Below are 25,473 nucleotides of genomic sequence, written 5' to 3' on the forward strand. Positions count from 1 at the left end.
AAGATGATGCAGCAAGAATGAAGGAGCTACGTGACAAGTGCAGCGAGTACGAGAACAGCTTCTTTGATCTTCAGATGGAGAATATAAAGCTCAAGAACGAGCTCGATAAACTTAAGGCAAAGAAATGAATCAAAAGGCGCTAGAAACATTAGAATACAAAAAAATAATTGCGCAATTGAAGCGTGAGATGGGATCTGCCGCGTCTGCAAAGCTAGCGGATGAACTGACTCCTCTTACTAGCGAAAAAATAATAAAAGAGGAATTAAGGTCGACCACGGAAGCGGTTGACCTTATTGTGCGTAAAGGCCCGCTTCCTACGGGGGGACTTTATGATATTCGAGAAGCACTTTTGCTAGCCAAAAAGGGCGGAAGTCTAACAATGAGACAGCTCCTTGAGGTACAAAACGTGCTTGGTATAAGCTCTGAGGTTGTTGCTTTTATGCACGATGATGCGCTCCCTGAGCTAAAGTATATAGGCGAGATGGCTGATCTAATCGTTGAGTTTACTGCGCTCGAAAAAGAGATTTCAAGGTGCATTTTGACTGAGGATGAGATGGCTGATAATGCATCGCCAAAGCTCAAGGATATAAGAAGAAGCATTCACCAGCAAAATCAGGCGATAAAGAACAAGCTGTCGAGAATCATCACCTCATCGAGCAACAAGACCTACCTTCAGGATACGATTGTAACCATGAGAGATGGAAGGTACGTAATTCCAGTTAAGCAGGAGTATCGCTCCTTCTTTCCAGGTATGGTGCATGATCAATCAAAGGGTGGGGCAACTCTTTTCATAGAGCCGCAGGGCGTTGTCGAACTTAACAACAAGCTACGTGAGCTTGAGGTTGAAGAGCAGTTAGAGATTGCAAGAATTCTAGCGGAGCTCAGCTCAAGAGTGGCAGAACACTATAGGGAGATAAGAAGCAATTTAGAGCTTCTAACCAAGCTAGATTTTATCATGGCAAAGGGAAAGCTTTCATGTAAGATGCATGCAAGCGAGCCTAAGATAGATGCAGATGGAGAGCTTAGACTGATATCGGCAAGGCATCCTTTGATAGAATATAAGAAGGCGGTTCCAGTTGACATCAGAATAGGTGGAGACTATAGAACTCTGATAATTACAGGACCAAATACTGGTGGTAAGACTGTGAGTCTAAAGACGGCGGGGCTTCTTGTAATGATGGCACAAAGCGGACTTCATATTCCGGCGTCGCATGCTAGCACACTTCCAATTTTTGGAGAGGTCTTTGCTGACATAGGCGATGAGCAGAGTATAGAGCAGAGTCTTTCGACCTTCTCATCACACATGAAGAACATAGTTAGCATAATAGATAAGGCGAGCTACGACAGCCTCGTTCTCGTGGACGAGCTAGGTGCAGGAACAGATCCTACAGAGGGTGCGGCTCTTGCAATAGCAATACTTGAGCGTTTCTATGACAGCGGTGCTTTGACCATGGCAACAACTCACTATAACGAGCTAAAGAAGTATGCTCTTGCAACAAGCGGTGTTGAGAACGCTGCGATGGAGTTTGATGTAGAGACGCTGACGCCAACATATAGACTCTTGATAGGCGTGCCAGGAAAGTCAAATGCCTTTGAGATATCAAAGAAGCTCGGTCTTTCTGAGTCCGTAATCGAAAGAGCATCTGAGCATATCAAACACGGCGATATGGAGTTTGAAAATGTCATAAGCTCTATTGAAGACGATAAACGCAAGGCTGCTGCTGATAGACTAGATGCAGAGAGCATGCGAGCTGAAATTGAGGAAAGACTTAAAAAGCTCGAGGAGAAGGAAAAGGCTATTAGCGAAAAGCGTGCAGACATAATCGCAGAAGCTAAGCGCGAGGCCAGGGAACTTTTGAGGGAGACAAAGAGCGCTGTCAAGGACGTGCAAAAAGACCTTAGAAGGTTGCAAAAGTCAGGTGCTCATACAAACCTTAACACTGGAGCTTTAGAAAAGAGTAGGCGCAAGATAAATGAGGCAGAGGATCTGGTTTCAGAGAAAGTCGTAAAGCAGGTGAACAGTGAACCGGTTTCGGCTGATACACTAAAGATTGGAGATAGGGTTAAGCTGTTAACCATCGGGCAAAATGGAACTATTTTGAGCCTGCCAGATGAGAAGGGAAATCTGATGATAAACATCGGAGCACTCAAGGTAAAGGCGAGACTGCAAGACCTTATGCTCATCAACGAGGGTAAGGACAGAAAGCCACAGGCTAAGAGCTCAAGCAAGTACGGTTCACTTTTGAGATCAAAGTCATCAAGCGTTTCTGCTAGCATAAATGTCATGGGTAAGAACCTAGAGGACGCGCTTGCGGATGTAGAGAAATATCTCGACGATGTCTACATGGCAGGACTAGATATGGTTTCTATAATCCACGGCAGGGGCGGAGGAATACTCAAAGATGGAATAAGGCAGATGCTGAAGAAAAAGAAGTATGTCGATTCATACGGCGCTGCTTCATATAATGATGGTGGAGAAGGCGTAACCCTTGTGCGCATGAAAAAGAAGTAAGGCATAGCAGTAGCAAAGGATACTTGCTATGTGCTAGTGCAGTAATATGAATGATATTAGTGAAATATTGAGGTGTAAAATGATAGATTTTAAGAAAGAGATAGCAGAAATAATAGCTAAGAATCTAGAGGGGCTTACTGAGGATGAAATCAAATCAATGATTGAAATTCCGCAGGACCAGTCCATGGGTGACTACGCATTTCCTTGCTTTAGACTCGCTAAGACGATGAGAAAGGCTCCTAATCTAATTGCTGCTGAACTTGCAGAAAAGCTTCAGGGAGAGAAGCTTTTCTCAGAAGTTAGTCCAGTAAACGCATATGTGAATATGTTCGTTTCTAGAGAAGAGATGATGAAGTCAACTGTTTCAGAGGTTCTAGAAGAAAAGGAAAACTTCGGAAGAAGCGACATCGGTGGAAACAAGAAGGTAATTGTAGAATTTTCATCACCTAACATTGCAAAGCCTTTTCACATCGGTCACATCAGGTCGACAGTTATCGGAAATTCACTAAGCAAGATCTACGATGCACTTGGATATGATGTTTTCAAAATCAATCATCTCGGTGACTATGGAACGCAGTTTGGTAAGATGATTTGTGCATACAGAAGATGGGGAAACCGCGAAGATGTTATAAACTCACCTATCAAGACATTGTTAGGATACTACACGAAGTTCCATGTTGAGGTTGAGGAGCATCCAGAGCTAGAGGATGAGGCTAGAGCAATATTCACAAAGCTTGAGCAGGGCAGCAAGGAAGAGGTTGAACTATGGCAGTGGTTCCGTGAGGAGAGCCTCAAGGAATTCCAGAGAGTTTACGATATGCTAGGCATAGAGTTTGACTCATACAATGGCGAGAGCTTTTATTCTGATAAGATGCCTAGGTTTGAGAAGGAACTTTCAGACAAGGGACTTCTTCATGAATCAAATGGAGCTCAGGTTGTAGATCTCGAAGAGTATAAGCTAGGAACAGCTTTGATTAAGAAGTCAGATGGTTCATCGCTATATATTACAAGAGATATAGCGGCGGCTGTTTACCGTAAGGAAAACTACGATTTCTATAAGAATATTTATGTTGTTGCAACTCAGCAGAACCTTCACTTCCAGCAGTTATTTAAGATTATAGAGCTAATGGGATACGACTGGGCTAACCAGTGCGTTCACGTGCCATTTGGAATGGTTAGACTCGAGGAAGGAACTATGTCGACAAGACACGGCCGCGTAGTATTCCTTGAGGACGTTCTAAACGGTGCAATCGAAAAAACGAGAGAAATTATCGAAGAGAAGAATCCAAATATCGAAAACCTAGAGGAGATTACTTCACAGGTTGGAATCGGTGCTGTTGTTTTCAATGAGCTTTCAAACAACAGAATAAAGGACTACACATTTAAGTGGGACCAGATTCTTAACTTTGATGGAGAAACTGGACCATATGTTCAGTACACTCACGCAAGATGTGCAAGTCTACTTCGCAAGGCTGGAGAGGATATCGTAGCTAAGGCGCAGGATCCTAAGAATGTTGACTTTGCTCTTCTAGCAAAGTCGGATAGCGCATATGAGCTAACAAAGCTCATCTATGCCTTCCCAGGAGTTGTTGAGCAGGCTGGTGAAAAGTATGAGCCTTCAATCATCACAAGGCACATAATCGATATCGCTCAGTGCTTCAATAAGTTCTATCATGATGAGCACATCATCGTAGATGATGAGGTTGAGAAGACATCAAAGATAGCGCTTGTAATCGCAACAAAGAGAGTTATTGCTACAGGAATTGGTTTGCTTGGAATGAAAGCGCCGGAGCGTATGTAGATGAGATACGAGGGGAATATCTATAGACCGCCGAGCGAGGCTTACAGCTTGCTCGTTCAGGTTACAATAGGCTGCGCCTACAACAAATGCACTTTTTGCAGCATGTTCAAGGACAAGCAGTTCAGGGTTAGAGACGTTAGAGAAGTAATAGAGGATTTGATTGAGGCGCGAAGCGTCTACTCGCATGTAGAAAAAATCTTCCTTTGCGATGGAGATGCGATGTGCTTATCAACGGACAAGCTGATGTTCATTTTAGAGAATATCAAGGCTTTGTTCCCGGAGGTAAGCCGCGTAGGCATTTACGCGCGCGCTCAGGACATCCTTCGCAAAAGTCCTGAGGACCTGGCTCGGCTTGCGGCGGCGGGCCTTGGGATTGCGTACATTGGCGCCGAGTCAGGCAGCGACCTTGTGCTTGAGAGGGTGAACAAGGGCGCTGGGCGCGCGGACACCGTGGCTGCCGTTCATAAGGCAGAGGAAAACGGCATACGTACATCGGTTACATTTATCTCTGGACTTGGAGGTAAGGAGCTTTGGAGAGAGCACGCGATAGAGACAGGCGAGATGATTAGCGAGATGGACGCATCGTATGTGAGCCTTTTGACATTGATGCTAGATCCGTCGGCTTCGATAACAGATGAGATAGCAAGAGGCGAATTTGAGGTTTTGAGCGGTGAAGAGGTGGTCGAAGAAACATACCTTCTAATGCAGCACGCAAACCCAAAGAAGAGCTGCGTTTTCAGAAGCAACCACGCTTCAAACTATGTATCGCTTCGCGGTAATTTGCCAGAGGATAGGGATTTGATGCTCGCTCAGCTTGAGAGAGCAATGAAGGATAGAGGAATGCTCAAGGATGAGCGCTTCAGGCTGCTCTAGCTTTGATGAGGAATAAGATGAGAATTTTGCTTACAACCCTAAATTCTAAATATGTTCATTCCAACCTAGCACTGAAATACCTTTACGGCGTTTCAGTAGGCTCGGGGCTTGATATCAGCCTTCAGGAGTTTACCATTAACAACGATAGTGACTATGTCTATGGGGAAATCGTAAGAGGCGGATATGATTTAATCTGCTTCTCATGCTATATCTGGAACATTGAGGAAATCAAAATCCTCGCAAGTGAGGTAAAGAAGGCCTGTCCAGATACGAAGATTTTACTCGGAGGACCAGAGGTGAGCTTTGAGACGCAGGAACTCATGAGAGTAAACCCTTGGATAGATTTTGTCATTCGAGGCGAGGGAGAAAACGGATTCTTTGAATTCTGTAAGGCGCTTGTCATGCAGGATGGAGAGCCTAGCTTTGATTTGAAAGCAAGCGGACTTGCGGAGGTAAAATCACTATGCTACAGGTCTGGCGAAGAAATCGTATGTAACGAATTGTCAAAGCCTATGAACCTCAACCAGCTTCCGTTTCCATACGAGTACCTTGAGCTTGAGAGCGACAAAGTCATATATTATGAAAGCGTTAGGGGATGTCCATACCGCTGTAGCTACTGTCTTTCATCGGTCGAAAAGGGACTTCGCATCCTAGACACCGAAAAGGTCGAAAGACAGCTCAGATACTTTCTTGTAAATAAGGTTAAGCAGGTTAAGTTCCTTGATAGAACCTTTAACTTCAGCGAAGCTAGGTCGTATGAAATCTGGAAATTTCTCATAGAAAACGATAATGGTATCACTAACTTTCACTTTGAGATATGTGGTGAACTTCTGACAGACAGGCAGATTTATCTGCTCAAAAAAGCTCGAAAGGGACAGTTTCAGTTTGAGATAGGCGTGCAGACTACAAACCCTGTAACACTTAAGGCTATAGGACGTGACACGGATATAGATTTGCTAATGTCAAATGTACAAAAGCTACAGGAGGGAAGGAATATTCATATTCACCTCGATTTGATAGCTGGACTTCCGCTTGAGAATTACCATTCTTTTGCAAGGTCGTTTAACCGTGTTTACAGCTTAAGACCTGATATGCTTCAGCTCGGCTTCCTAAAGCTTCTTAAAGGAACAAGGGCCTACGATGAGCGCAAGCAGCACGGATATGTATGGAGAGACAGGGCGCCTTACGAGGTAATAAGCAATAGCTATATCTCGGCTAAGGAGCTAGCGCGGCTTAAGATGATAGAAAAGGTTCTAGACCTCTACTATAACCGCGGGGGATTCACTTGGTCGATTGAGTTTATAGAGCGCTCGATATCAAATAGCTCCTTCGACTTTTACGAAATGCTTGCAGATTTCTACTACATGAAGGGATTCCAAAAGCAGTCGCACAGCAAGGAGGATATCTACAGAATTCTCTATGCCTTCGTCTGCGAAAACAAGGATAGGCTTCCGGCGGGCGAGGCAAAGCACCTGATTGAAGAGGATTTAATCAGAACGATGAATCCAGATGCAGTTAAAAAATTTAAGAAAAAAGGATGGGAGTTAAACCATGACTGATAAACAAAAAGATAAAGCGGCAAAGGACGCTAAGGCGAAGGCTAAGGCCAGTGCAAATGGCGAGCCACAGGAGCTTCAGGATAGAATAGGAGAATTTCTATTTCCCCATACAAAGGACTATATCTTTGATGAGCTATCCGAGAACTACCTGAAGAAAAACAACTTCTACGACATTCTTTCAAACGTGCCTGTACCTATTCGCAAGGACGATTTGACAAACCTTACAAATGTCAAAATCGCACATAACATGGCAGTTATCATCGGATGCGATATCAACTTCAAATTCCGCGATAACTATGTCGAGTACATAAAGCGTTCATTCGGCACAGACTTCGCTAAACCTTTGATAAATGAGGGTGTTGAAGCTGCATCAAAAAACGATTTCGACTACGCCTGCATACTCTTTCGCGCGGCGCTCCTGATTGATCCAAATTCATCAGATGCGCTCTACTGCTACGCAAGAGCCTGCAAGGACTCCTACGAAATCGGCGAGGGCGAGGACTATGTTGGAAGATACAAGGCTGAGGCTCTAGAGTCGTTTGAGCGTTTGACCATGGATAAGCCTGACTTTGATATGGGATTCTACTTCCTTGGATACGCATACCTAAACATGGGTCTTTACATCAAAGCTCAGCTGACCTGGAAGGACTTCCTTGCGCTAATAGAGGGAGACGAGAGCGAAGAAAAGAAGGCAATGAGGGAGGAAATCGAGGAAAGACTCGCTGACCTAGAGGAACCCGTTTTGATAGAGACTGGATATAACTGTATCCTATCAAATAGGTTTGTTGACGGCATCAAAATCCTTTCGTCCTACGAGGACAGCGAAAGGTTCAAAAACTGGTGGCCTCTCTGGTACTACCTCGGCATTGCATACAAGAATATCGATGATATCGATAGCGCAGAAGAGTCATTTCGCAAGGTACTGAAGCTATCTCCAAGCAACATCGAAGCAATGACTGAACTTGTTGAAATATACAAGAAAACAGGTGAAAAGGAACTAGAGGAAAAGTACGCAAATAAGATAAAGCTCGTTAAGAGAAATATCGAGGAAGAGCGTGCCGAAAAGAACAAAAGCTACTCCTAGACTAGTGTTTGACACTAGGGCACATTCACTATAAAATACAAGTGCTAAGTAAGAAAGGGAACTGGATTGGAGAATATTTTAAGCTTTATAAAAGAAAAGCCGTGGATAATCTTTGCGGTCTTCACTGCTTTGTTCTTCCTAAGCATGATAAGGCTAGGCTATAAGCAGTGGCAGTATAAGAAATCATTTAAGGCCATCAAAAGCATGAGAAGCGATAGGATCTTATCCAAAATATATCTAAAGATAAACAACGGATACGGAGACTTTTATGATGTTAAGATCAGCACTGACGGCGAAAAATGGGACGATGCATATTTCTCAGAAGAGCGCATAACACCATCGATTCTCGCCTCAGCAGGAATCTACAAGGTGCAGTTTTCGATTAAATCAAGAAAAGGAGTCTCTGCATATCACAGCAAGAAAGGACCTTTCTTTGCAGAGATAAATGTAAAGCCGTTCAGAGACACGATGCTCGTGTTTGATGATGATACATTAGCCTGCTGGCAAGAAGATTACGAAGGATGGAAAGCAAATGAGTGATTTAAGAATTAACTTTATCGACAACTGGGAAAAGAAAGATGTAAATTTAGCTGAGCTCGAATCAGCTCTAGAGAGTGGAAACTCATCAATATACACAAATCCACGCCTAAATAAGGTGGCATCAAAGTGGAAGAAGTTCGCAGAAAGAGGAGTTTCAAACCTATATCTAATCAAAGAACTAGACGATGACGGAGTAGCTTGCGCATGCTATGCATACTCAATCAAAGATGGCATAATCGATGACGAAATGCTAGAGAGAATCAGAGAAATCTGCGCACAAAGCCTGTCATCTGGTGAGATGAGAGCGGACGGCTCATTCTGCAAGCCAGATGAGTGGTGGGATTCAAATCCAAAGCGCTCAATCAAAGCGGTAGAGTCCGGCAGTGCAGACAGCCTAAAGCAGCACCTAGATGCAGAGCTATATCCACACGGAATAGTTATTGACATCAGAAGTATCAAAGCAAAGCACGCTGGCGAACTGGCTTGCTCAGCAGTCGCATGGGGCGTAAGCACATCCTTCTTCAAAAAGGGTGCATATATGAGCACACTAATCCATAACGATTCCCTATAGACGAAAGCATCTAAAATAAACTTGACAATTAGCTAGTATAGGTGTACAAATAGTGTAACAAGCTTAGAGGTTGAAAAGTATCCGTCTCCAACGCGCCACCGAAATGGTGGGTCGAGAAATGCGGGCGACCAAAGGCGGTCCCGCCTAAGCTTATTAGAGAGAAAAACAGATATCTTCGGATATCTGTTTTTTATAAGCAGAATCCGTTTAACTAGAACAGAAATTATTATAGACATCTGTGTGGGGAAGTTATACTATATAGATCAATCAGGAAAATAAAGGAGGTAGAATAATGGATTTCAAAGAAATGAGAAATACACTTGAGAAAATGGCAAATGATAATTTTGAGGATTTTACAAAGGCTTTGATTAGCTTTGAAAAAGGAATTAATGATAAGGAATCATTAGACAAAATATATCAAGTTTATATGGATAATGACTCTATGGGACTCCTTAATGATGAGTTTGATTATTTGATTGTTGAATCAAGAGAAAATATGTAGATCAAAAATGCTGTATTTATAGCGAATAGACTTAGTTATTTATATGATAATAATATTTTGATATAATAAAGCTAAGTTATATTATTCAAGGGAAAGTGTTTGATTATGTTATATGATAAAACAGATAAATACAGCATAGAAAAATATGCACAAAAATTAGTCGGAAAAACATTTAATGATATTTGTAAAGAGGACTTAAATGACACAATTGTTATTGAGTCAGAGAATACTTATGCACTTGCCCATGGGAATAAGAAAAGAAAAGGCGGATTAGGAGAAATTGTTGAAGAACGATTCTTTCAATATAAAGCAAATAGTGATTCTAGGCCTGATTTTAAAGAAGCTGGAGTTGAGCTTAAGGTAACACCATATAAGATTAATAAGAACAAATCTATTTCGGCAAAAGAAAGATTAGTACTTACGATGATAGACTATAATTCTGTAATAAATGAAAAAGAATTTGATAGTAGTCATTTTTGGTATAAATCTCAATGGCTTTTATTAGTGTATTATTTATGGCAAAAAGAGATTAAAGATAGACTGGATTATCGTATCGACTATGCACGTTTATTCACACCATCTGAAGAAGACCTCGAAGTAATACGAAATGATTACTTTAAAATCATTGAAAAGATAGAAGCAGGATACGCACATGAACTCTCTGAGTCAGATACAATGTACCTTTCAGCATGCACTAAAAGCTCTGATTCATCAGTTGTTAGGGCTCAACCTAATAGTGATATACCAGCGAAACCAAGAGCTTTTGCGTACAAGAGTTCATATATGACGTATGTACTAAACCACTACATACATGGGGCTAAGCCTAAATATGAATCGATAATAAAAAATGACAATATAAAAGATATTGAGGCTTATATAACGGATAAAATTAACAAGCATAAGGGGAAGTCTGTAACAGAATTATGTGCAGACTATGATATTGAATTCGACAAAATCCCAAAGAATTTATATGCGATGTTAGCATATAGAATGCTAGGGATAACTAGTAATAATGCTGAGGAATTCGTAAAGGCTAATATAAAGGTTAAGACTATCCGTATAGATAAGAACAATACAATCAAAGAAAATATGTCTTTTCCTACTTTTGATTTCATAAGTATTACTAAGCAGGATTGGGAGGAATCTGAATTCTACGAACTACTAAGTAGCACTAAGTTTTTATTTATTGTATATCATGAGAGAGAAGATGGACTATATAATTTTGATCATGCACAATTTTGGAATATTCCATATAAAACACTTAACGGAGAAGTAAAAGAGGTATGGGAGGAAACAAAGCAGATAGCTCTAAACCCGCCTTCTGTATTAAAGCAAGTTAATGGTAAATATAAGGGAATATTTCCTAAGAAAACAGATAATCCAGTATGCCATGTTAGACCACATGGAAAAGATTCAAAGGACACATTACCTTTGATTGATGGCAGAGAATATCCAAAGCAGTGTTTTTGGCTAAACAATTCATATATACTTTCAGTTATTGAAAATAATTAACTCTGCCCCTTGATCACAATATTATAAAATGGTATAATTCTATTATTGCACAGACATATGGTTTGGCATTTGCCAAAGGTAAGAACTTTAAAGTTCGGTCTGTCTTACAAGCGAAATTGGAGGGCTTATATGAATAAGACAATAGTAGAGCTATTTGCAGGCGTAGGAGGGTTCAGACTTGGATTTGAAAGGCTAAATTCTGGATGGGAGACTGTTTGGTTTTCCCAGTGGGAGCCTGGGGCAAGAACTCAATGGGCACACGACTGTTACATTGAGCATTTCGGTGAATCTAAGGATATTAATGGTGAAGTCACAACGGGAATTGACATATCGGAAGTTGATAAATCTTCCATACCAAGTCATACACTTTTAGTTGGGGGATTTCCTTGTCAAGATTATTCTGTGGCACACAGTTTATCAACATCAAAGGGGCTAGAAGGCAAGAAAGGCGTTCTCTGGTGGCAAATAAGAGATACAATAATAGCTAAGAAACCGCCATTTATATTACTAGAAAATGTCGATAGACTTATAAAATCACCGGCAAAACAAAGGGGACGTGACTTTGGTGTTATACTTGCGTGCTTAAATGAATTGAACTATAGTGTTGAATGGCGTGTAGTCAATGCTGCTCATTACGGTGGACCACAGCGCCGTAGACGTACATTTATATTTGCATATTTGAATGATACTAAGTATGGAGAAAAACAAGCTAAGATCCCAATGATAGATATAATAAACAGAGATGGATTCATGGCAAATGCATTTCCAATATCAATGGAACTTACTAAATTTAGCGAAGTCAAACTATACGATGATGTTGTGGATGTATCAGATAAGTTTAGTTTTTGTTTTGAAAATGCTGGTGTCATGAGAGAGGGAAACATCATTACAGGTAAAGTAGTTGAGCAAGAAGAACCACCTATCACACTTGGAAGCATACTAGAGCCATGCGAAAATGAGGATTATTTTGTTAGCAGCTCTGACTTACCATCATGGGTTACAATGAAGGGCGCTAAGAAAAAAGAACGAACTACTGCAGATGGACACAAATACACATTCTCTGAAGGAGCAATTCCGTTCTTAGACTACCATAACAAACCGGGTAGAACAATGCTAACCAGCGAAGGGACAAAGAACAGGAGCACACATATTGTTGCAGATCCAGGCACGGGGACTATTAGGATATTGACTCCCGTTGAATGTGAAAGATTGCAAGGATTTGATGACAATTGGACTGAAGGAATGCCTGACAGAATGCGGAGGTTCTGTATGGGAAATGCACTAGTAGTACCTATGGTAACTAGAATGGGAAAAGTGCTAGATAAAATTATTGAAAACGAATAAAGGACTATAGGACAAAAAGTGTTGATAAAAATCGCCATACACATTGAGAATTCAATGTCTGTGGCGATTTAATGTAGGGCGCATAGTCCGTGCTGAGCACACAATGTGTGCGAAGTATAATCCACCCGCTATGTGGGTGCGCAACGAATGTTACACAAAAAAATTACCTTCGCGTCATAATGTGGTTGTTCAAGCTACATTGTAACGAAAGGAAGGTGACTTTTATGGTGTAATGTGATAAGACATATGTTACAGAAATAAATAAAAAAAGAGAGGAACTTTGGTACAATAGGTTTTACCACAAACTTTCAAGTACTAAAGGAGTCCTCTCATGAAAAGTATAACCGAAGAAATGCGTTTCCGCCAGCGTTTATGTGAATATGCAATTAAACATGGTGTAACACGTGCTGCAATGCGATATCATACTAATAGACAGTTTGTCTATCGCCAGTTAGAAAAATACAATGGAGATGTCAGAAGCCTAGCGCTTAAATCAAGAAGACCCCATAATAGTCCTAACGCTCACATAAAAGAAGAACTTGCCTTAATACGCAGAATGCTTAAACGTAATGGCGTATATGGATTGGCAGAGGTTTTTATCAGATGCAAAGAGAAAGGCTATACAAGAAGCTTTGCAAGCATGTGCCGGCAAATACGAAAAAAAGGGTATAGAAAGCCAATAATACATAAAAAGAGTTATTGTAAGTATGAGCACATGGAAGGTAAATATCCAGGTGATAAGGTACAAATAGATATAAAGTATGTGCCGGCTGAACGTATACGATTTCCAAGCTACGGAAATAGATACTATCAAATTACAGGAATAGATGAATACAGCAGAAAAAGAGTACTAAAAATAGTAAAAGAGAAGAGTACATACGAAACCTGTAAGTATTTGCATGAATTAGAAAAAAGAATGGGCTTTCCTATTCGAATGATTCAAGTTGATAATGGCAGTGAATTTGTAAATGATGGAGATAGGACAGAACGTGAGAGCGCATTTGAGAAGGCTGCAAAAGCATTGAATATGGAGTTAAGAAGGATAAGACCATATTCACCTTGGCAAAACGGTAAAGTCGAAAGAAGCCATAGAGAGGATGGAAAGATTCTCTATGGAAGAAAAGTATTTACAAGTGAAAAAGACCTAAGAAAATAAGTGTCAAAGCATGAGGCTAGATATAATAAGACAGCAAAGACAGTTCTTGATTTCAAGAGCCCAAACGAAGTTGTATCGGAATACTTCTCAAAGTGTAACATATGTGTTGACAACTAAGAAACATGAGTCTAACAGCAATATTTTTTGTTTGCAATTAAAAATCCTTTGTGGTAGAATCAAGACACGATATAAGTTAGACATAACTAACCAACAGAAAACAAAGGATGAGAGGTCGTTAAAAAATCATTATGAGGAAAACAGCAAAACAAAGCGGGCGCAGCCTGTTGGGGGCTTTTATCGCCGCGCTTATGATCGTTTCGCAACTTTGCTGCGGGATGACCGCTTTTGCCGACACCGCAAAAGAAGTGAAGGGTGTTTTGGTGAGCGAGTACAACAAGGGCAGCACGAAGGTGGAGCGCACGGGAGATTTCGCCGACTATCAGAACTGGTTCGACAACATCGTATCCGTAGAGGTCGACGGTGTCCCTTTTACAAAGGATTCCGATAAGCCGGGCGGCTACGAAAAAGAGGATTTCGGCATATATGAGCCGACTGTTGCGATCTATACGGATTACGGTGCCGTTAAGAAATATGTAATAAAATCTAAGGGCTACAAAGATTTTGTTTGGCAGGGAGAGCAGAAGGATGAGGCAGGATCCACTCCTTCGGAAGAACCGTCGGGGCCGAGCAACATATTGAAGCCTTCGGCGATCAAACTCGATAAAGCGGATTCAAAATCGACACAGACATTCCTTACGGATCAGTCGAAGTCCAAAGAGTTCGAGGCGTGGCTCAAAAATATCGTATCGGTCACGATAAACGGGGAGAGCAGCAAATTTTCATATGACGATTTCAGCTATCTCGGACTCGATCCTTACATCGATATACCGAGCGCATACGATCCGACGGCTAAATACGTAATAAAAGCAAAAGGTTATTTCGACTTCGTTTGGCAGGGCAAAGAGCTGCCGTCGAAAGATTACACGGATAGTGACAATCACAGCGACACGGGCGACAATCCCGGAGAAACTCCGGCGGTAAAAAAAGCGCTCGGAGACTTTCACACAGTGACCGTGTCGAACGATAAAAATCCGTGCGTCCAGGTGTTCAAGGGCAAAGACTGGCAGCCGACCGAGAAGTGGATGGAAAGCGTGAAAGAAGTCTACGCCAACGGTGAGAAAGTAAAGTTCGCTGTTAATTCGTTCTTCGACGATGACCTCGGACCTTTCGGCTTCCACTACATGGACATCATCACAGATAAGGACGAACTGCGCAATTTGATAATAAAATCGCCTAAGTACGAAGATTTTATCGAGCTCTTCGGCGAGGGTGCCGTGGGCGAAAAAAGCATCATCGCCGCTCCGGGTGCTTTCACGTCGCCGGAGTCGGTCAGAGCGGATTTTACGAAAGTTGATATTTCGATAAAAGGGACTGAAAAAGTTCTCGCGTACGATATTTTCCTCCGCGATCTTCAGGGGAACAAAGTAAAGCCGAACAAGCCGGTAAAAGTTTGCATACGTATACCGAAAGGTTCAGGCGCACCGGATCACGTTTACCACATCGTGAACGGCAAAAGGACCGAAGAGAAGTTCGCACTCGAGGAAGACGGCGGATATGTCGTGTTCGAGACCGCCGATTTTTCGGAGTGGGCGATAGTTTGGGGAGACCCGGCGGAAGAAGTCAATACGGGCGACAATCAGGCCACGGGTGACCAGACGAAGCCGGCCGACAACGCAGGAAAGTCTGCGAATAAGTCCGAAGTCGCGGTCGTAAAAAGCGGACCTTCTACAGGTGACGCGAACAGCATCGGTCTCTACTCGGTGCTCGCCGTTGCCGCCCTTGCAGGCATGTATGTGTTTTACGGCAAAAAAAGAGGCGGAAGGTCATATAAGAATTAAGCGAATAAAATAAGACGATATGATCCTGTAAAAGATCGAATTTTACCGAAGTGAGGGTGTGGCGCGTAAGCCGATCTGGCTTATAAAATCGCACACTCATTTTGTGTGCGGCGTTTTTTTCGAACTTTTATCGGCGCACTCCAAATAAACGTTCGGAGAAACGCCCGAAATCGGCACCTTTTAGCCCCGAAACGACCGATAAAACGATTTTACCGCTTTATAGGTAGTAGTTTAACTTTCTTCATACTGTATCTGAATGGGATTTGGAGTCCGACACTTATAGGAATAGCAATAATGTTCGGTTTCGGCAACGCGTTTGATACCGTAGTTTCGGGTCTTGCATACAGATACTATCTAAAAAGAAATAAACTTACAATCTTTAATCCGAATTAAAAATCACCTCTGAGACTGTTTGGATTTATTCAAATCAAATTGCTTGGAATAAAGCGATTATCTGAATCAATAGGAATTGTATCTTCTGATTCGGATGAAGACTTTGAAGAGTATTTACTGAACCATGGGTCTAAGGAATGGGTTGAGTATTACCTGAAAGTAAAAGCCTATAAAGAGCGTGAATACAAAAAAGGGTGTATTGTAAACTGATTTATACTCTAGATTACCGTTTCACTGCAATTAAAAGCACTTAGAATTTGGGCTATAGGACAAAAAGTGTTGATAAAAATCGCCATACACATTGATAATTCAATGTCTGTGGCGATTCAATCTTTTTTGAAAGAAGATTAAGGGTGGACAAAAAGTGTTGATGAAAAGTTTCTAATCTATTCAAATTTCAACGTTAAAACGTGGTATATCTTCCTTAGAATTAATGTTCTTGGAGGAATATATTATGAAGCAGGTTAATTGTCCCATTTGTGGATCTAAATGTGTCAAAAATGGCAAACTAAAATCGGGAAACCAAAGATGGCTATGTAAGTCTTGTAAGTTGGTATTTACGCCAAAGATAGATAATGATACTAAACAGCTTCAGCAGTTCTTAAATTGGCTATTCAGTAAAGAAGTACAAAGTAATATGTCAGGTGGTGGAAGAACTTTTAGAAGAAAGACCTCCAAGTTTTGGGATATATGGGTTATGTCACCAAAGATAGAAGAACCAAAAGATGTGCTGTATTTAGATGGCATATATCTATCACGTAAATCGTGTATTTTGATATGCTGTGACAAAGATTATGTGTTAGGGTGGTATCTATGCAGGTATGAGCATTCAGGAGCCTGGGAGGCTCTAATGAGCCGTATAGCAGAACCTAAAGTGGTTGTATCAGATGGTGGAACGGGGTTTAGAAAAGCCCTTAAGAGAAAGTGGCCTAAGGCAAAGCATCAAAGATGTGTATTTCACGTGTTTTCACAGGTTAAAAGATATACGACGAGTAGACCAAATACTTTAGCAGGTCTAGAGCTTTATGCATTGGCTAAGGATCTGTTTGATGTTAAAAGTGTTGAAGATTCAAAGATATGGGTTGATCGTTTTACAGCTTGGATTGTGAAGCATAAGCGTTTTTTAAGCGAAGTAACATATGATGAAAATGGCAAATCAAGACCTAAGCATGAAAGACTGATAAAGGCTGAAAAATCAATAATAAGACTGCTTAATGATAATACTCTATTCACATATCTTGATAAAGAATTAAGAGCTGAGTTTAAGATACCATCGACAAACAATCGAATAGAAGGTGGCGTAAATGCTTGTCTTAGGGAGATGCTACATAACCATAGAGGTTTGTCTGTTGAGATAAGAATTAAAGCGGTCTTTTGGTGGTGCTATATGCACTCACCAAAACCGCTTTCTGCTTCTGAGATATTAAAAACAATGCCTACAAACAAGAGCATAGATGATATTTACAAGAAGATGACTGCTAAGAAACAACTAGAAAATACTATCCCTATGTGGGGAGATGCAGTTGTATGGAGCGAGCTACATCATTCAAGTAACTATCCGGTTTATTGGGATTAGTCATCAACACTTTTTGTCCTATAGCCCAGAATTTCATTTTCTGAAGTGCTTTTTAAGTGCTTGCTTTCTATTTTTCTTGTATTTAGATACTTTTAGTTACAATCTCAATAACTACTTAATTTAATGTACAGATAAGAAATCTAGGTATATTTTTTTCATTATCGTGTATGAACTTGATAGAACATAAAAATATCACTGAATGAAAATCAAAAATATCACTGAATGGATTATTGAAGTGGTCAAATATCCCTATAGACTATCTGAATTGTATGGAAGAGAAAAATCGAGTGCTATAGGACAAAAATCGTAAATAATATCAAATCATTATTAGTTACTTCTTTTGTAGATTAAGCTTATTGTACCAACGTTTCAACATGGATTCCAAACTGGTTTTCCCATTACTATCTGTATAAATGAGAAATTTTTGTAGCAGTTTTGGGAATATATATTTGCCTGTTTCGGTCAGGTCTTTGTTTAGATATACCATTTGAAGGATACGGTTCTGCTGATCTAGAGGGTTCTTTACAAGTAGCTTTCTTTCGAAGCAGAACTGCAAGAACACAATGTTTTTGTCATAGAAATCCTCCACTACAGCTGCTCCAATGCTGGTATATGTAATGTCGTAAACCAATCGCTTATGGTCGAATTTCTCCGCATAGAGTAGTTTTAAAGCTGTTTTCCAGTGTTCCTCTGGTATTATCAACATCTTATGTAAGGCTGTGCTTGAGTAGCCATGGTAGACAGGTTCTGGGTGTCCAAGCAAGTCATTCAAGCTGTCTGCATAGACAAAGCACAACTTGTCGTCAAACAATCCTCCGATAAAGTTACCGTTGCAGTACAGCATATAGTCCTTAGACTTAGCTGGAGAAAAAGAAAGACTATATTCTTGTAAATCTAGGTTTTTATATAGTTTGTTTAAAAAATCTATTGATGTCATATATAACTTCTCCAATGCATATAAATCAAAAAATGAATAACACTTATTTATTTAATCAACTGTATTTTATCACAGATACAAATTTCCTAAAAGTTTAGTTTTGTTCTATAGCCCTTAGTTTTAACCTTAATCAAACCTATAGCCCTAATCCAATCAGATTAAAAAATCCCTAGCCTCATGGCTAGGGATATCTTTTGTGTGGTTGCGGGGACAGGACTTGAACCTGCGACCTCCGGGTTATGAGCCCGACGAGCTACCAGCTGCTCTACCCCGCGATATTAAGTTTGTGATCTTACAGAAAGTGGTGCCGGTGACCGGGGTCGAACCGGTACGATCCGTGAGGATCACGGGATTTTAAGTCCCGGGCGTCTGCCAATTCCGCCACACCGGCGAAAAAAATGGCTCCGAGAGTGGGGCTCGAACCCACAGCCTACCGGTTAACAGCCGGTTGCTCCACCATTGAGCTATCTCGGAATACCTAACAAATTGCGTTAGCAACAATACATATTATAAGGGAAGTGTATATATTTGTCAACAAAAAAATGCACACGAATCCAATTCTGATAATTTTATTTAGTAAGCACTGTCATCTTTAAGCTCGGAAGAAAGGACTTCATGGACAAGCTTTCGCCAGAGATGAGGGCAGAATATGATCACGAGGCCTATGTAGTAAAATAAATATTTATATCAAAGATAGAGCAGGGTGAGTGCCCTGTCTCTATCTTTTTTGATGCATCAAAGCAAGGGCTTACTCAAACTCAAAGCTATGAAGAATTTTAAAATATGGTATAATATTGGTATAAATCTATTGCGAAAATTAAGCTGAATTGGGACGGTAACATCTATGAAAAAGTACGTCGTTTTGTTTATTATAGGAATCGCGGTTCTCCTTTTGATGGGATGCTCTAATCCTAAGGAGGATAAGGCAAGAATTGATAAATATCTTGATAGAGTTTATGGGGAAAATGAATATACACTTGAGCAAAACCCAAAGCATAAGCGTTACTATATTGTAAGCCTTAAGAAATATCCGGGCCTGAAGTTTGATGTTACTGTTTCGCACCAGCCTCTTATGGACTCGTATGTATGGGATAATTTTGACGAGGTTTTTACCAAGCATGTAATAAAGACGTTCAAATCTTCAACGGATATGGGAAAGGATAAGATTGAGTTTTTGGACCCAGATCTCGCATATTCTGCTAAGGTCAAATCCATAGATGAACTGAAGGCTTCCTACGAAAGATTTTTAGCATTTATCGACATGGTTCGCGAGAAGTATACTGCTTTGATTGATGTAGAGTCCATGCCTTTGAGATTTGATATTAGGGGCATCAGATTCAAGGGTGATGTTAGCGATGAGAGCAAATATGTAGATGTTGGAAGAGCAGAGCATGGCAAGGTTACAATGAAGAGCTTTGAAGAGCTATATGCAGAGCTTTCGCCACAGATTCAGACACATGCTGTAAACCCAAATGGAGTGCTGATTCGTGCAAGTTCGGGACGTACATTTATGCTTGGAGGAGATACTTTTGAGGACTGTCTTTACAAGGCTATGGATGTAAATAATCCAAATGGGGAAGATTTAAGCAGCATAGTTTTGCAGCCAGGAGAAATCAGCGAAACATATACACTAGAAAAGAAAGACGATTATAGAAGTGCCAAAATAGATATTCAGGTGAAGAATATGACAGACTCACCTTGCTCGCTCTACGATGCAACACTGTACAAAATGGTAATCTCAAACTCTGAAACTGTATTCATTAAAGATAAATTGATAGAGCTATATTATGACGAGAACAATGAATGGGTTGATCTATATAAGGATCTGAATATATCAAAGCCAAAGACTGAGCAGGAGAGAACCGAAGGTGTCCCTTTCAAGAATATTAAGGTTCTATTCTTAGAGTCGCAAAGTTCAAAGGGCATAAGGACTGTCATCGTAACATTTAATCAGTAGTAAGCCATCAGAGACGGATTATTTAGTAGGAAAACTATGGAAAAATACAAATTTACAGTAACAACATCAAAATCAGATATTATTATAGGATTAGCCTCTCCGGCACTTTTTATGCTTCCTATACTAGGCATAAATCTTGCAATATTTTATCTTGGAGCAAAGGATTTTATCAAAGAAAATCAAGTAAGCCTATTTATAATAGTCGCAACCTGCTTAGCAGGAGCCTTTGCTCTAATCAAGAAAATACAGCAAAGCCTGATAAAGGATTACATAGTAGAAATTTACAGTGATAGAATAAGGGTTTGGCAGGGGAGCGAAGAACTTTTGTCTGGAAAAATCATAGATTGCAAGGCTAGTATCAAGATGGACGAAATGAATGCCAAATCAGTTAATCTAGATATATATACTGATAGTGGAAATGTTAAATTTAGGGCTCGTGCTAAAGAGTTCAGGAAGATAACTGGAGTTAAAACCAGTAACCCTCTGGGAACAAGTGAGATGAGCGATATGGAGGAGATTTATTCTCTTGCGCAAAAGATAAGGATGTAGAGATGGCAAGAGGAATAAAATTTCACAGCATTTATTACAGGTACTTCATATTCATTTTGATGTTTGGGCTTACAAGTTTTTACGCAATCGCATTTAATCAAGTAGGGGACAAACCCTTAGAAATAGGCTTTGGTAAATACGAAATGCACATGAGTCCATATCAGTTTGCATGTAGAGGCTTTGCTATTTTGATAGTAATAAGCCTTGTTTTGCATTTTACAAGCTGGAAGTTTTCAATCGGAAAATCGGGCATATACATCAAAAAGATAAATATCAGCGTGCCGTGGGAGGAAGTTGATGCAGTTGCTCATGTATGGATAAATGCAGTTTCTGGAGGAGGATATCCGAAATCACTTTATAATAGAAAGAGCCTGATTATCTACCGAAAAAATGGACTACCTATATGTGTTTATAACATTTCTCTGCTAAGTATCTTTTTGATAAAACTATTTAGACCGCAGATACGCAGTAATATTTTGATTGCAAGCATGGCAAGCCTTTTCAATATTTTGATGAATGTAGCCTTAATTTATGCAGGTTTAGTTTTGCACTACGATATCAAAAGTATAGGAGTATTACTTGCATTTATTGCAGTTTATGCCATAAAAGCACTAATTGTGCCACTAGTTCTTGCAGCACACCAAAACGCAATTCACGGCAAGGTGATTTTTCATGACAGTATACAGAAAAGGGATAGAACAAAGGCTATAAACGTGTAGCAAAAGGAGATAGACATGGAAGATATGAACATCAGATTAGATGAGCTTCTTCAGAAACAAAAGGATTACTTTAGAACTGGTGAAACCAGGGATATTGAGTTTCGTATATCAAAGTTAAAGCGCCTAAAGAAGGCCATTAAAATCTACGAGCAAAAGATACTTGATGCGCTCCGAAAGGACCTCGGAAAGCCTGAGCAAGAGTCCTTCTTTAGTGAAGTAGGGGGAATATATGCAAGTATAGACCTATTTGTAAAGAACCTAGTAAAGTGGGCTAAGGCAAGGGCCGTTAACACGCCAATGGTTCAGTATGGTGAAAGCTATATAGAGTATGAGCCTTATGGAAGCGTTCTTATAATCGTTCCCTTTAACTATCCGTTTCAGCTTGCAATGGAGCCACTGATTGGAGCGATTGCGTCAGGAAACACTGCGGTTGTAAAGCCGAGCGAACTTGCGCCAGAAACCGAAAAAGTTATCACGGATATAATAAGGGATGCCTTTGATGAAAACTATGTCGCATCTGTATGCGGCGGCGTAGATCTTATCACAAAGCTTCTAAGCCAGCGCTTTGATTATATCTTCTTCACAGGAAGCGTACGCGTTGGAAAAATCGTCATGGAGGCAGCATCAAAGAACCTAACTCCTGTTACTCTTGAGCTAGGAGGAAAGAGCCCGGTATTTGTGGATGAAAACTTTGATGTAAGGCTTGCAGCAAAGCGAATAGCTTGGGGAAAGTTCCTAAACAATGGACAAACCTGCATAGCGCCAGATTATGTGCTGGTTCATGAGAGCAGAAAGCTTGCTTTGATAGAGGAACTAAAAGCCGTAATACACGAGCACTACGGCGAAAATATCAAAGAAAATCCTGACTACGGACGCATAATAAACGAGAAACAGACGGAAAGACTTGCAAAAATACTAGAAAGCGATAAGGATTTAGTGGTCTTCGGTGGGGACTTTGATGTAGAAAAAAGGTATATAGCACCTGCCATTCTTGATCTAGGAAAACTTGGGGATGCCAGCGTAAGTGACAGTGCAGCTATGGCAGATGAAATATTTGGACCGATACTTCCTATAGTTTCATACGAAAGTTTAGATGAAGCTGTTGATAGGGTCAGATATGGGGAAAAGCCTCTTGCAATGTATATTTTCTCAAAGAATAAAGAATATACAGAGAGTGTAAAGAGCAGAATATCAAGTGGGAATATTACAATTAACGACACTGTTAAGCATGTTTCTATAGATAGCCTGCCTTTCGGCGGAGTAGGCCATTCTGGTATGGGTTCCTATCACGGTAAATACAGCATAGAGACCTTTTCACATAGACGTGGCGTTTATAGGAATAAGGCAAGATTTAACATCAAGCAGATTGCCCCACCATATAATGAAAAGGCCTTTGAATTTTTGAGAAAGTTGTTTAAGTAATAGTGCGAGGGAAGGAAGGACAATTTAGAGATGAGTAAGGGAAAGCCAAGCAGAGAAGAACTTCTAAACTTGATAAGAAATAATGCTGAGTTAAATCACAGGCTCATGTGTGACTGCGATATTTATTTTTTAGAGCAAAATCAGGACACGGAGTTTCAGGGTCATGGAGAGATATTTTCTATGGAGGGAGAGGTATTTGCGCGTGACGGTAGTGGTGGCGAATTTCTTTTCCTTGAAGATGGAAGCATTGGACTTATAAGCAGTGAGGGCTCTGTGGGCAGAGTTTCCGAAAGTCTAGATAAACTTCTTGAGTTTTTGATCTGTGCTGGATGTATATCAGATTTCAATTGTAAATACTTATATTGCAATGATAAGCTTATAAAGATATTCTGTGAAAAGTATATAGAAAAGCAAAGGACGAATTGTCAAATCGAGGGATTTAGCTGGGACGAAAGCAGAGCTTCCTTGGCAAAGGAACTTTCGCTAGACTTTAGTCCGAATAGCTTCCATGAGCTTGCCATGGACTTTTATAAATCGGCGACAAGAGAGCCACTATTTACATGTAGATTTGGAAGTGACGATGATGCATATGTATGCGATGGCATAATGTCTGACATCATCGGACTTTGGACAAAAGAACTCGTTGGAATGAGCGAGGAAGAGATCTTGGCAATGACTAAATAATGTTTAGTAAACTTTGTTTTGTATGTAATATCCTATGTATATAGACGAGTTTTTTATCCTCAATTATTTGATAGAAGATAATATATTTGTTGACTAGACATTTTCGAAAACCTCTGCAGCGAAGATACGGATCATTGACAAGTGCAAACCTATATGGAAAAGTAGCAAGACCCTCAACTGAAGCTTCAATTTTATCAAGTAGATGGTCTGCAGTATATGGTGAATCTAAGTCTCTAGATATATATGTGATTATATTTCTTAAATCATTATGGTATTTCTTAGAGACGATTATCTTATAGCGATCCATTTTTTATCTCCGCTCTAAGTTTTTCTATGGATTCATTAAAGTCCATAGTGTTACCACTGGTAAAATCGAATTCACTCTGCTCTAAAAGGCGATATAGTTCATATCTATCCATAAGCTTGTTGAATGAATCTATATTCATAACAGCTAAGTCGCCTCGGCCATTTTTGGTAATGTAAACTGGTTCACCTGTTTCACGGCAGTATGAAGATATGTCGTTATAATTATTTCGTAAGTCTGTGCTTGATTTTATATTTGGCATAATAAACCTCCTCTGTCTAAAGAAATTATACATTTATTTCTTTAGCAAGTCAATTTTGTATTATAAATAACCAAGGAGAAAGTTATGGAACTACGTATTCCTGAAGAGGGCAAAGCCGTTTATGTAGGAGAAGATGAAATTCTTCTAGCCTACTATGGTAGCGAAATTGAGCTACGCTTCAAAACCGAGCCGCCACATGGCGACAGAATATATTCGGCAAGGCTACCTATTCTTAATAAAAACCTGCCATTTTGCATATATGGGAGAAATTTAGTGTTTCTAGACGCCTACTACCTGATTGCAGAAACTGTTGAAGTAGGCACGTGGTCGCCTATCACTAGCATGATGATTAATATACATACCGGAAGTTATGCAAGTCTCGGAAACTGGTATACAGATATAGAAATGAAACATAGAGGCGTCAAACTGAAGAACAGCTTTGATGGTAATTCGCTAAGGCTCAAAGATTTAGATAAGCTCGAATGGATAGAGCTCTGAGGAGGATGTATGACAGCATTTGAAAACTTTGATTGGAATTCATTTTGGCAAAATGATAGCAATAAGTTAATCCACTTTAAGGGTGGAAAGCTCAAAGAAGAAGATATAGAGCGTGTTGAGAAGGAATTTGGATATAAGCTTCCTGACTCATATATAGAACTACTAAGGAGTCAAAATGGAGGAGCGCCTTTTTACACTCTTTGCTACTATGAAGAGGATGGTGAATTTACACCAGTTTATTTAACTGCTATTTACGGTGTGGACCCTAAATTAGAGTATTCTATCTGCGGAGATAGTGGAGCAAAGATGATATATAATAAATGGGCTTATCCAAACATCGGACTTCCAATTGCATTCACTACAAGAGATGGACATGCGATGGTATTCCTCGATTACAGCGAATGTGGATCAAAGGGAGAGCCTAAGGTGGTATTGATAGAAAAGGAAAAGGACTATAAGAAAATTTTGCTTGCAGAAAACTTTGAGACCTTTATAAAAAGTCTCCGCAAATACCTAACTATGGTAACTATTGATGAGTTTAAGGCTTTGAGTGAAGATGAAAAGGCTTTCTTTATAGAAAGACTAAACGATGAGTTTGAGACAAAACGAATAGTCGAGTATCTAAGTGCCATAGGAGCCCAAAACTTGAGCAGCAGACTTCTTGGAGCGCTGGCTCGTGCATACAACAATGATAGAAAGTACAAGAAAGCCATTGAAATCATGGACCTTATTCCGGAATCAGACAGAGATGCAATTTGGTACTATAGATACGGATTTACCTATACATACAGGCGATTCCCAAATACTGAAAAGTATATGC

Annotated in this window: 19 protein-coding genes, 3 tRNA genes and 4 pseudogenes; 20 read left to right on the forward strand and 6 right to left on the reverse strand. The window is 40.2% G+C overall.

From position 1 onward, the window contains the following. Positions 1–124 precede the first annotated feature (124 nt). The 13 genes and pseudogenes from ADJ67_02020 to ADJ67_02080 all read left to right on the forward strand — a co-directional run bounded on the left by ADJ67_02020 (position 125) and on the right by ADJ67_02080 (position 17,321). A complete protein-coding gene (locus tag ADJ67_02020; GenBank protein ID AKT46585.1) occupies positions 125–2,512 on the forward strand; it encodes a hypothetical protein in 2,388 nt (795 codons plus the stop codon). A 79-nt stretch (positions 2,513–2,591) separates the two neighbouring features. Next, positions 2,592–4,313: an arginyl-tRNA synthetase gene (locus ADJ67_02025; GenBank protein AKT46586.1), complete on the forward strand. Its 1,722-nt coding sequence runs from the start codon at positions 2,592–2,594 to the stop codon at positions 4,311–4,313. Next, positions 4,314–5,186: a methyltransferase gene (locus tag ADJ67_02030; protein AKT46587.1), complete on the forward strand. Its 873-nt coding sequence runs from the start codon at positions 4,314–4,316 to the stop codon at positions 5,184–5,186. A 17-nt stretch (positions 5,187–5,203) separates the two neighbouring features. Further along, a pseudogene (locus ADJ67_02035) lies at positions 5,204–6,634 on the forward strand (hypothetical protein). Between the two features lie 103 nt (positions 6,635–6,737). Beyond that, positions 6,738–7,829, forward strand: coding sequence for a hypothetical protein (locus ADJ67_02040; GenBank protein ID AKT46588.1), 1,092 nt, complete (start codon positions 6,738–6,740; stop codon positions 7,827–7,829). Positions 7,830–7,895: 66 nt separating this feature from the next. Further along, positions 7,896–8,369 carry a hypothetical protein gene (locus ADJ67_02045; protein ID AKT46589.1) on the forward strand — a complete coding sequence of 158 codons (474 nt, stop codon included), beginning with the start codon at positions 7,896–7,898 and terminating at the stop codon, positions 8,367–8,369. Continuing rightward, a complete protein-coding gene (locus tag ADJ67_02050; GenBank protein ID AKT46590.1) occupies positions 8,362–8,940 on the forward strand; it encodes a hypothetical protein in 579 nt (192 codons plus the stop codon). Before ADJ67_02045 ends, ADJ67_02050 begins: the two co-directional genes overlap by 8 nt. A gap of 292 nt (positions 8,941–9,232) precedes the next feature. Beyond that, positions 9,233–9,439 (forward strand): annotated as a pseudogene (locus tag ADJ67_02055) (hypothetical protein). A 108-nt stretch (positions 9,440–9,547) separates the two neighbouring features. Further along, positions 9,548–10,954 carry a restriction endonuclease gene (locus ADJ67_02060; GenBank protein AKT46591.1) on the forward strand — a complete coding sequence of 469 codons (1,407 nt, stop codon included), beginning with the start codon at positions 9,548–9,550 and terminating at the stop codon, positions 10,952–10,954. Between the two features lie 129 nt (positions 10,955–11,083). Beyond that, entirely contained in the window at positions 11,084–12,298 is a 1,215-nt protein-coding gene (locus ADJ67_02065) for a 5-methylcytosine methyltransferase (protein AKT46592.1), read from the forward strand. An 823-nt stretch (positions 12,299–13,121) separates the two neighbouring features. Then, positions 13,122–13,571: pseudogene (locus ADJ67_02070) on the forward strand (hypothetical protein). Positions 13,572–13,702: 131 nt separating this feature from the next. Further along, positions 13,703–15,352, forward strand: coding sequence for a hypothetical protein (locus tag ADJ67_02075; GenBank protein AKT46593.1), 1,650 nt, complete (start codon positions 13,703–13,705; stop codon positions 15,350–15,352). Between the two features lie 847 nt (positions 15,353–16,199). Beyond that, the gene (locus tag ADJ67_02080) at positions 16,200–17,321 is read left to right on the forward strand and encodes a transposase (protein ID AKT46594.1); all 1,122 of its coding nucleotides are present in this window, start codon (positions 16,200–16,202) and stop codon (positions 17,319–17,321) included. A 331-nt stretch (positions 17,322–17,652) separates the two neighbouring features. Here ADJ67_02080 and ADJ67_02085 read toward each other — a convergent pair whose 3' ends face one another. The 4 genes from ADJ67_02085 to ADJ67_02100 form a co-directional block, all read right to left on the reverse strand. Then, on the reverse strand, positions 17,653–18,258 hold the full coding sequence (locus ADJ67_02085; protein AKT46595.1) for a hypothetical protein: 606 nt from the start codon (positions 18,256–18,258) through the stop codon (positions 17,653–17,655). A 199-nt stretch (positions 18,259–18,457) separates the two neighbouring features. After that, positions 18,458–18,533 (reverse strand) — tRNA-Met (locus tag ADJ67_02090). 27 nt (positions 18,534–18,560) lie between these two features. Beyond that, positions 18,561–18,649: transfer RNA gene (locus tag ADJ67_02095), tRNA-Leu, on the reverse strand. 8 nt (positions 18,650–18,657) lie between these two features. Further along, positions 18,658–18,732 (reverse strand) — tRNA-Asn (locus tag ADJ67_02100). Positions 18,733–19,102: 370 nt separating this feature from the next. On the opposite strand from ADJ67_02100, the gene ADJ67_02105 reads away from it, so the two are divergent. Genes ADJ67_02105 through ADJ67_02125 form a run of 5 tightly spaced genes read left to right on the forward strand, consistent with a single transcriptional unit; the run spans position 19,103 to position 23,589 of the window. After that, positions 19,103–20,215, forward strand: a complete 1,113-nt coding sequence (locus ADJ67_02105) for a hypothetical protein (protein AKT46596.1) — start codon at positions 19,103–19,105, stop codon at positions 20,213–20,215. A 36-nt stretch (positions 20,216–20,251) separates the two neighbouring features. After that, a complete protein-coding gene (locus tag ADJ67_02110; GenBank protein ID AKT46597.1) occupies positions 20,252–20,764 on the forward strand; it encodes a hypothetical protein in 513 nt (170 codons plus the stop codon). 2 nt (positions 20,765–20,766) lie between these two features. Then, the gene (locus ADJ67_02115) at positions 20,767–21,483 is read left to right on the forward strand and encodes a hypothetical protein (protein ID AKT46598.1); all 717 of its coding nucleotides are present in this window, start codon (positions 20,767–20,769) and stop codon (positions 21,481–21,483) included. A gap of 15 nt (positions 21,484–21,498) precedes the next feature. After that, positions 21,499–22,905, forward strand: a complete 1,407-nt coding sequence (locus tag ADJ67_02120; protein AKT46599.1) for an aldehyde dehydrogenase — start codon at positions 21,499–21,501, stop codon at positions 22,903–22,905. 30 nt (positions 22,906–22,935) lie between these two features. Further along, positions 22,936–23,589 carry a hypothetical protein gene (locus ADJ67_02125; GenBank protein ID AKT46600.1) on the forward strand — a complete coding sequence of 218 codons (654 nt, stop codon included), beginning with the start codon at positions 22,936–22,938 and terminating at the stop codon, positions 23,587–23,589. Here the strand turns inward: ADJ67_02125 and ADJ67_02130 are convergent. Together ADJ67_02130 and ADJ67_02135 are read right to left on the reverse strand one after the other, a co-directional pair. Continuing rightward, complete coding sequence (locus ADJ67_02130; GenBank protein AKT46601.1) at positions 23,582–23,896, reverse strand: addiction module toxin, RelE/StbE family protein; 315 nt, start codon at positions 23,894–23,896, stop codon at positions 23,582–23,584. The genes ADJ67_02125 and ADJ67_02130 overlap by 8 nt on opposite strands. Then, positions 23,883–24,155 carry a prevent-host-death protein gene (locus ADJ67_02135; protein ID AKT46602.1) on the reverse strand — a complete coding sequence of 91 codons (273 nt, stop codon included), beginning with the start codon at positions 24,153–24,155 and terminating at the stop codon, positions 23,883–23,885. Before ADJ67_02135 ends, ADJ67_02130 begins: the two co-directional genes overlap by 14 nt. 84 nt (positions 24,156–24,239) lie before the next feature. On the opposite strand from ADJ67_02135, the gene ADJ67_02140 reads away from it, so the two are divergent. Both ADJ67_02140 and ADJ67_02145 read left to right on the forward strand, forming a co-directional pair. After that, entirely contained in the window at positions 24,240–24,653 is a 414-nt protein-coding gene (locus ADJ67_02140) for a hypothetical protein (protein ID AKT46603.1), read from the forward strand. A 9-nt stretch (positions 24,654–24,662) separates the two neighbouring features. Then, positions 24,663–25,157 (forward strand): annotated as a pseudogene (locus ADJ67_02145) (hypothetical protein). Positions 25,158–25,473: the final 316 nt, after the last annotated feature.

Origin of the sequence: Eubacterium sulci ATCC 35585 (assembly GCA_001189495.1) — a bacterium.
GTDB classification, from domain to species: domain Bacteria; phylum Bacillota; class Clostridia; order Peptostreptococcales; family Anaerovoracaceae; genus Eubacterium_B; species Eubacterium_B sulci.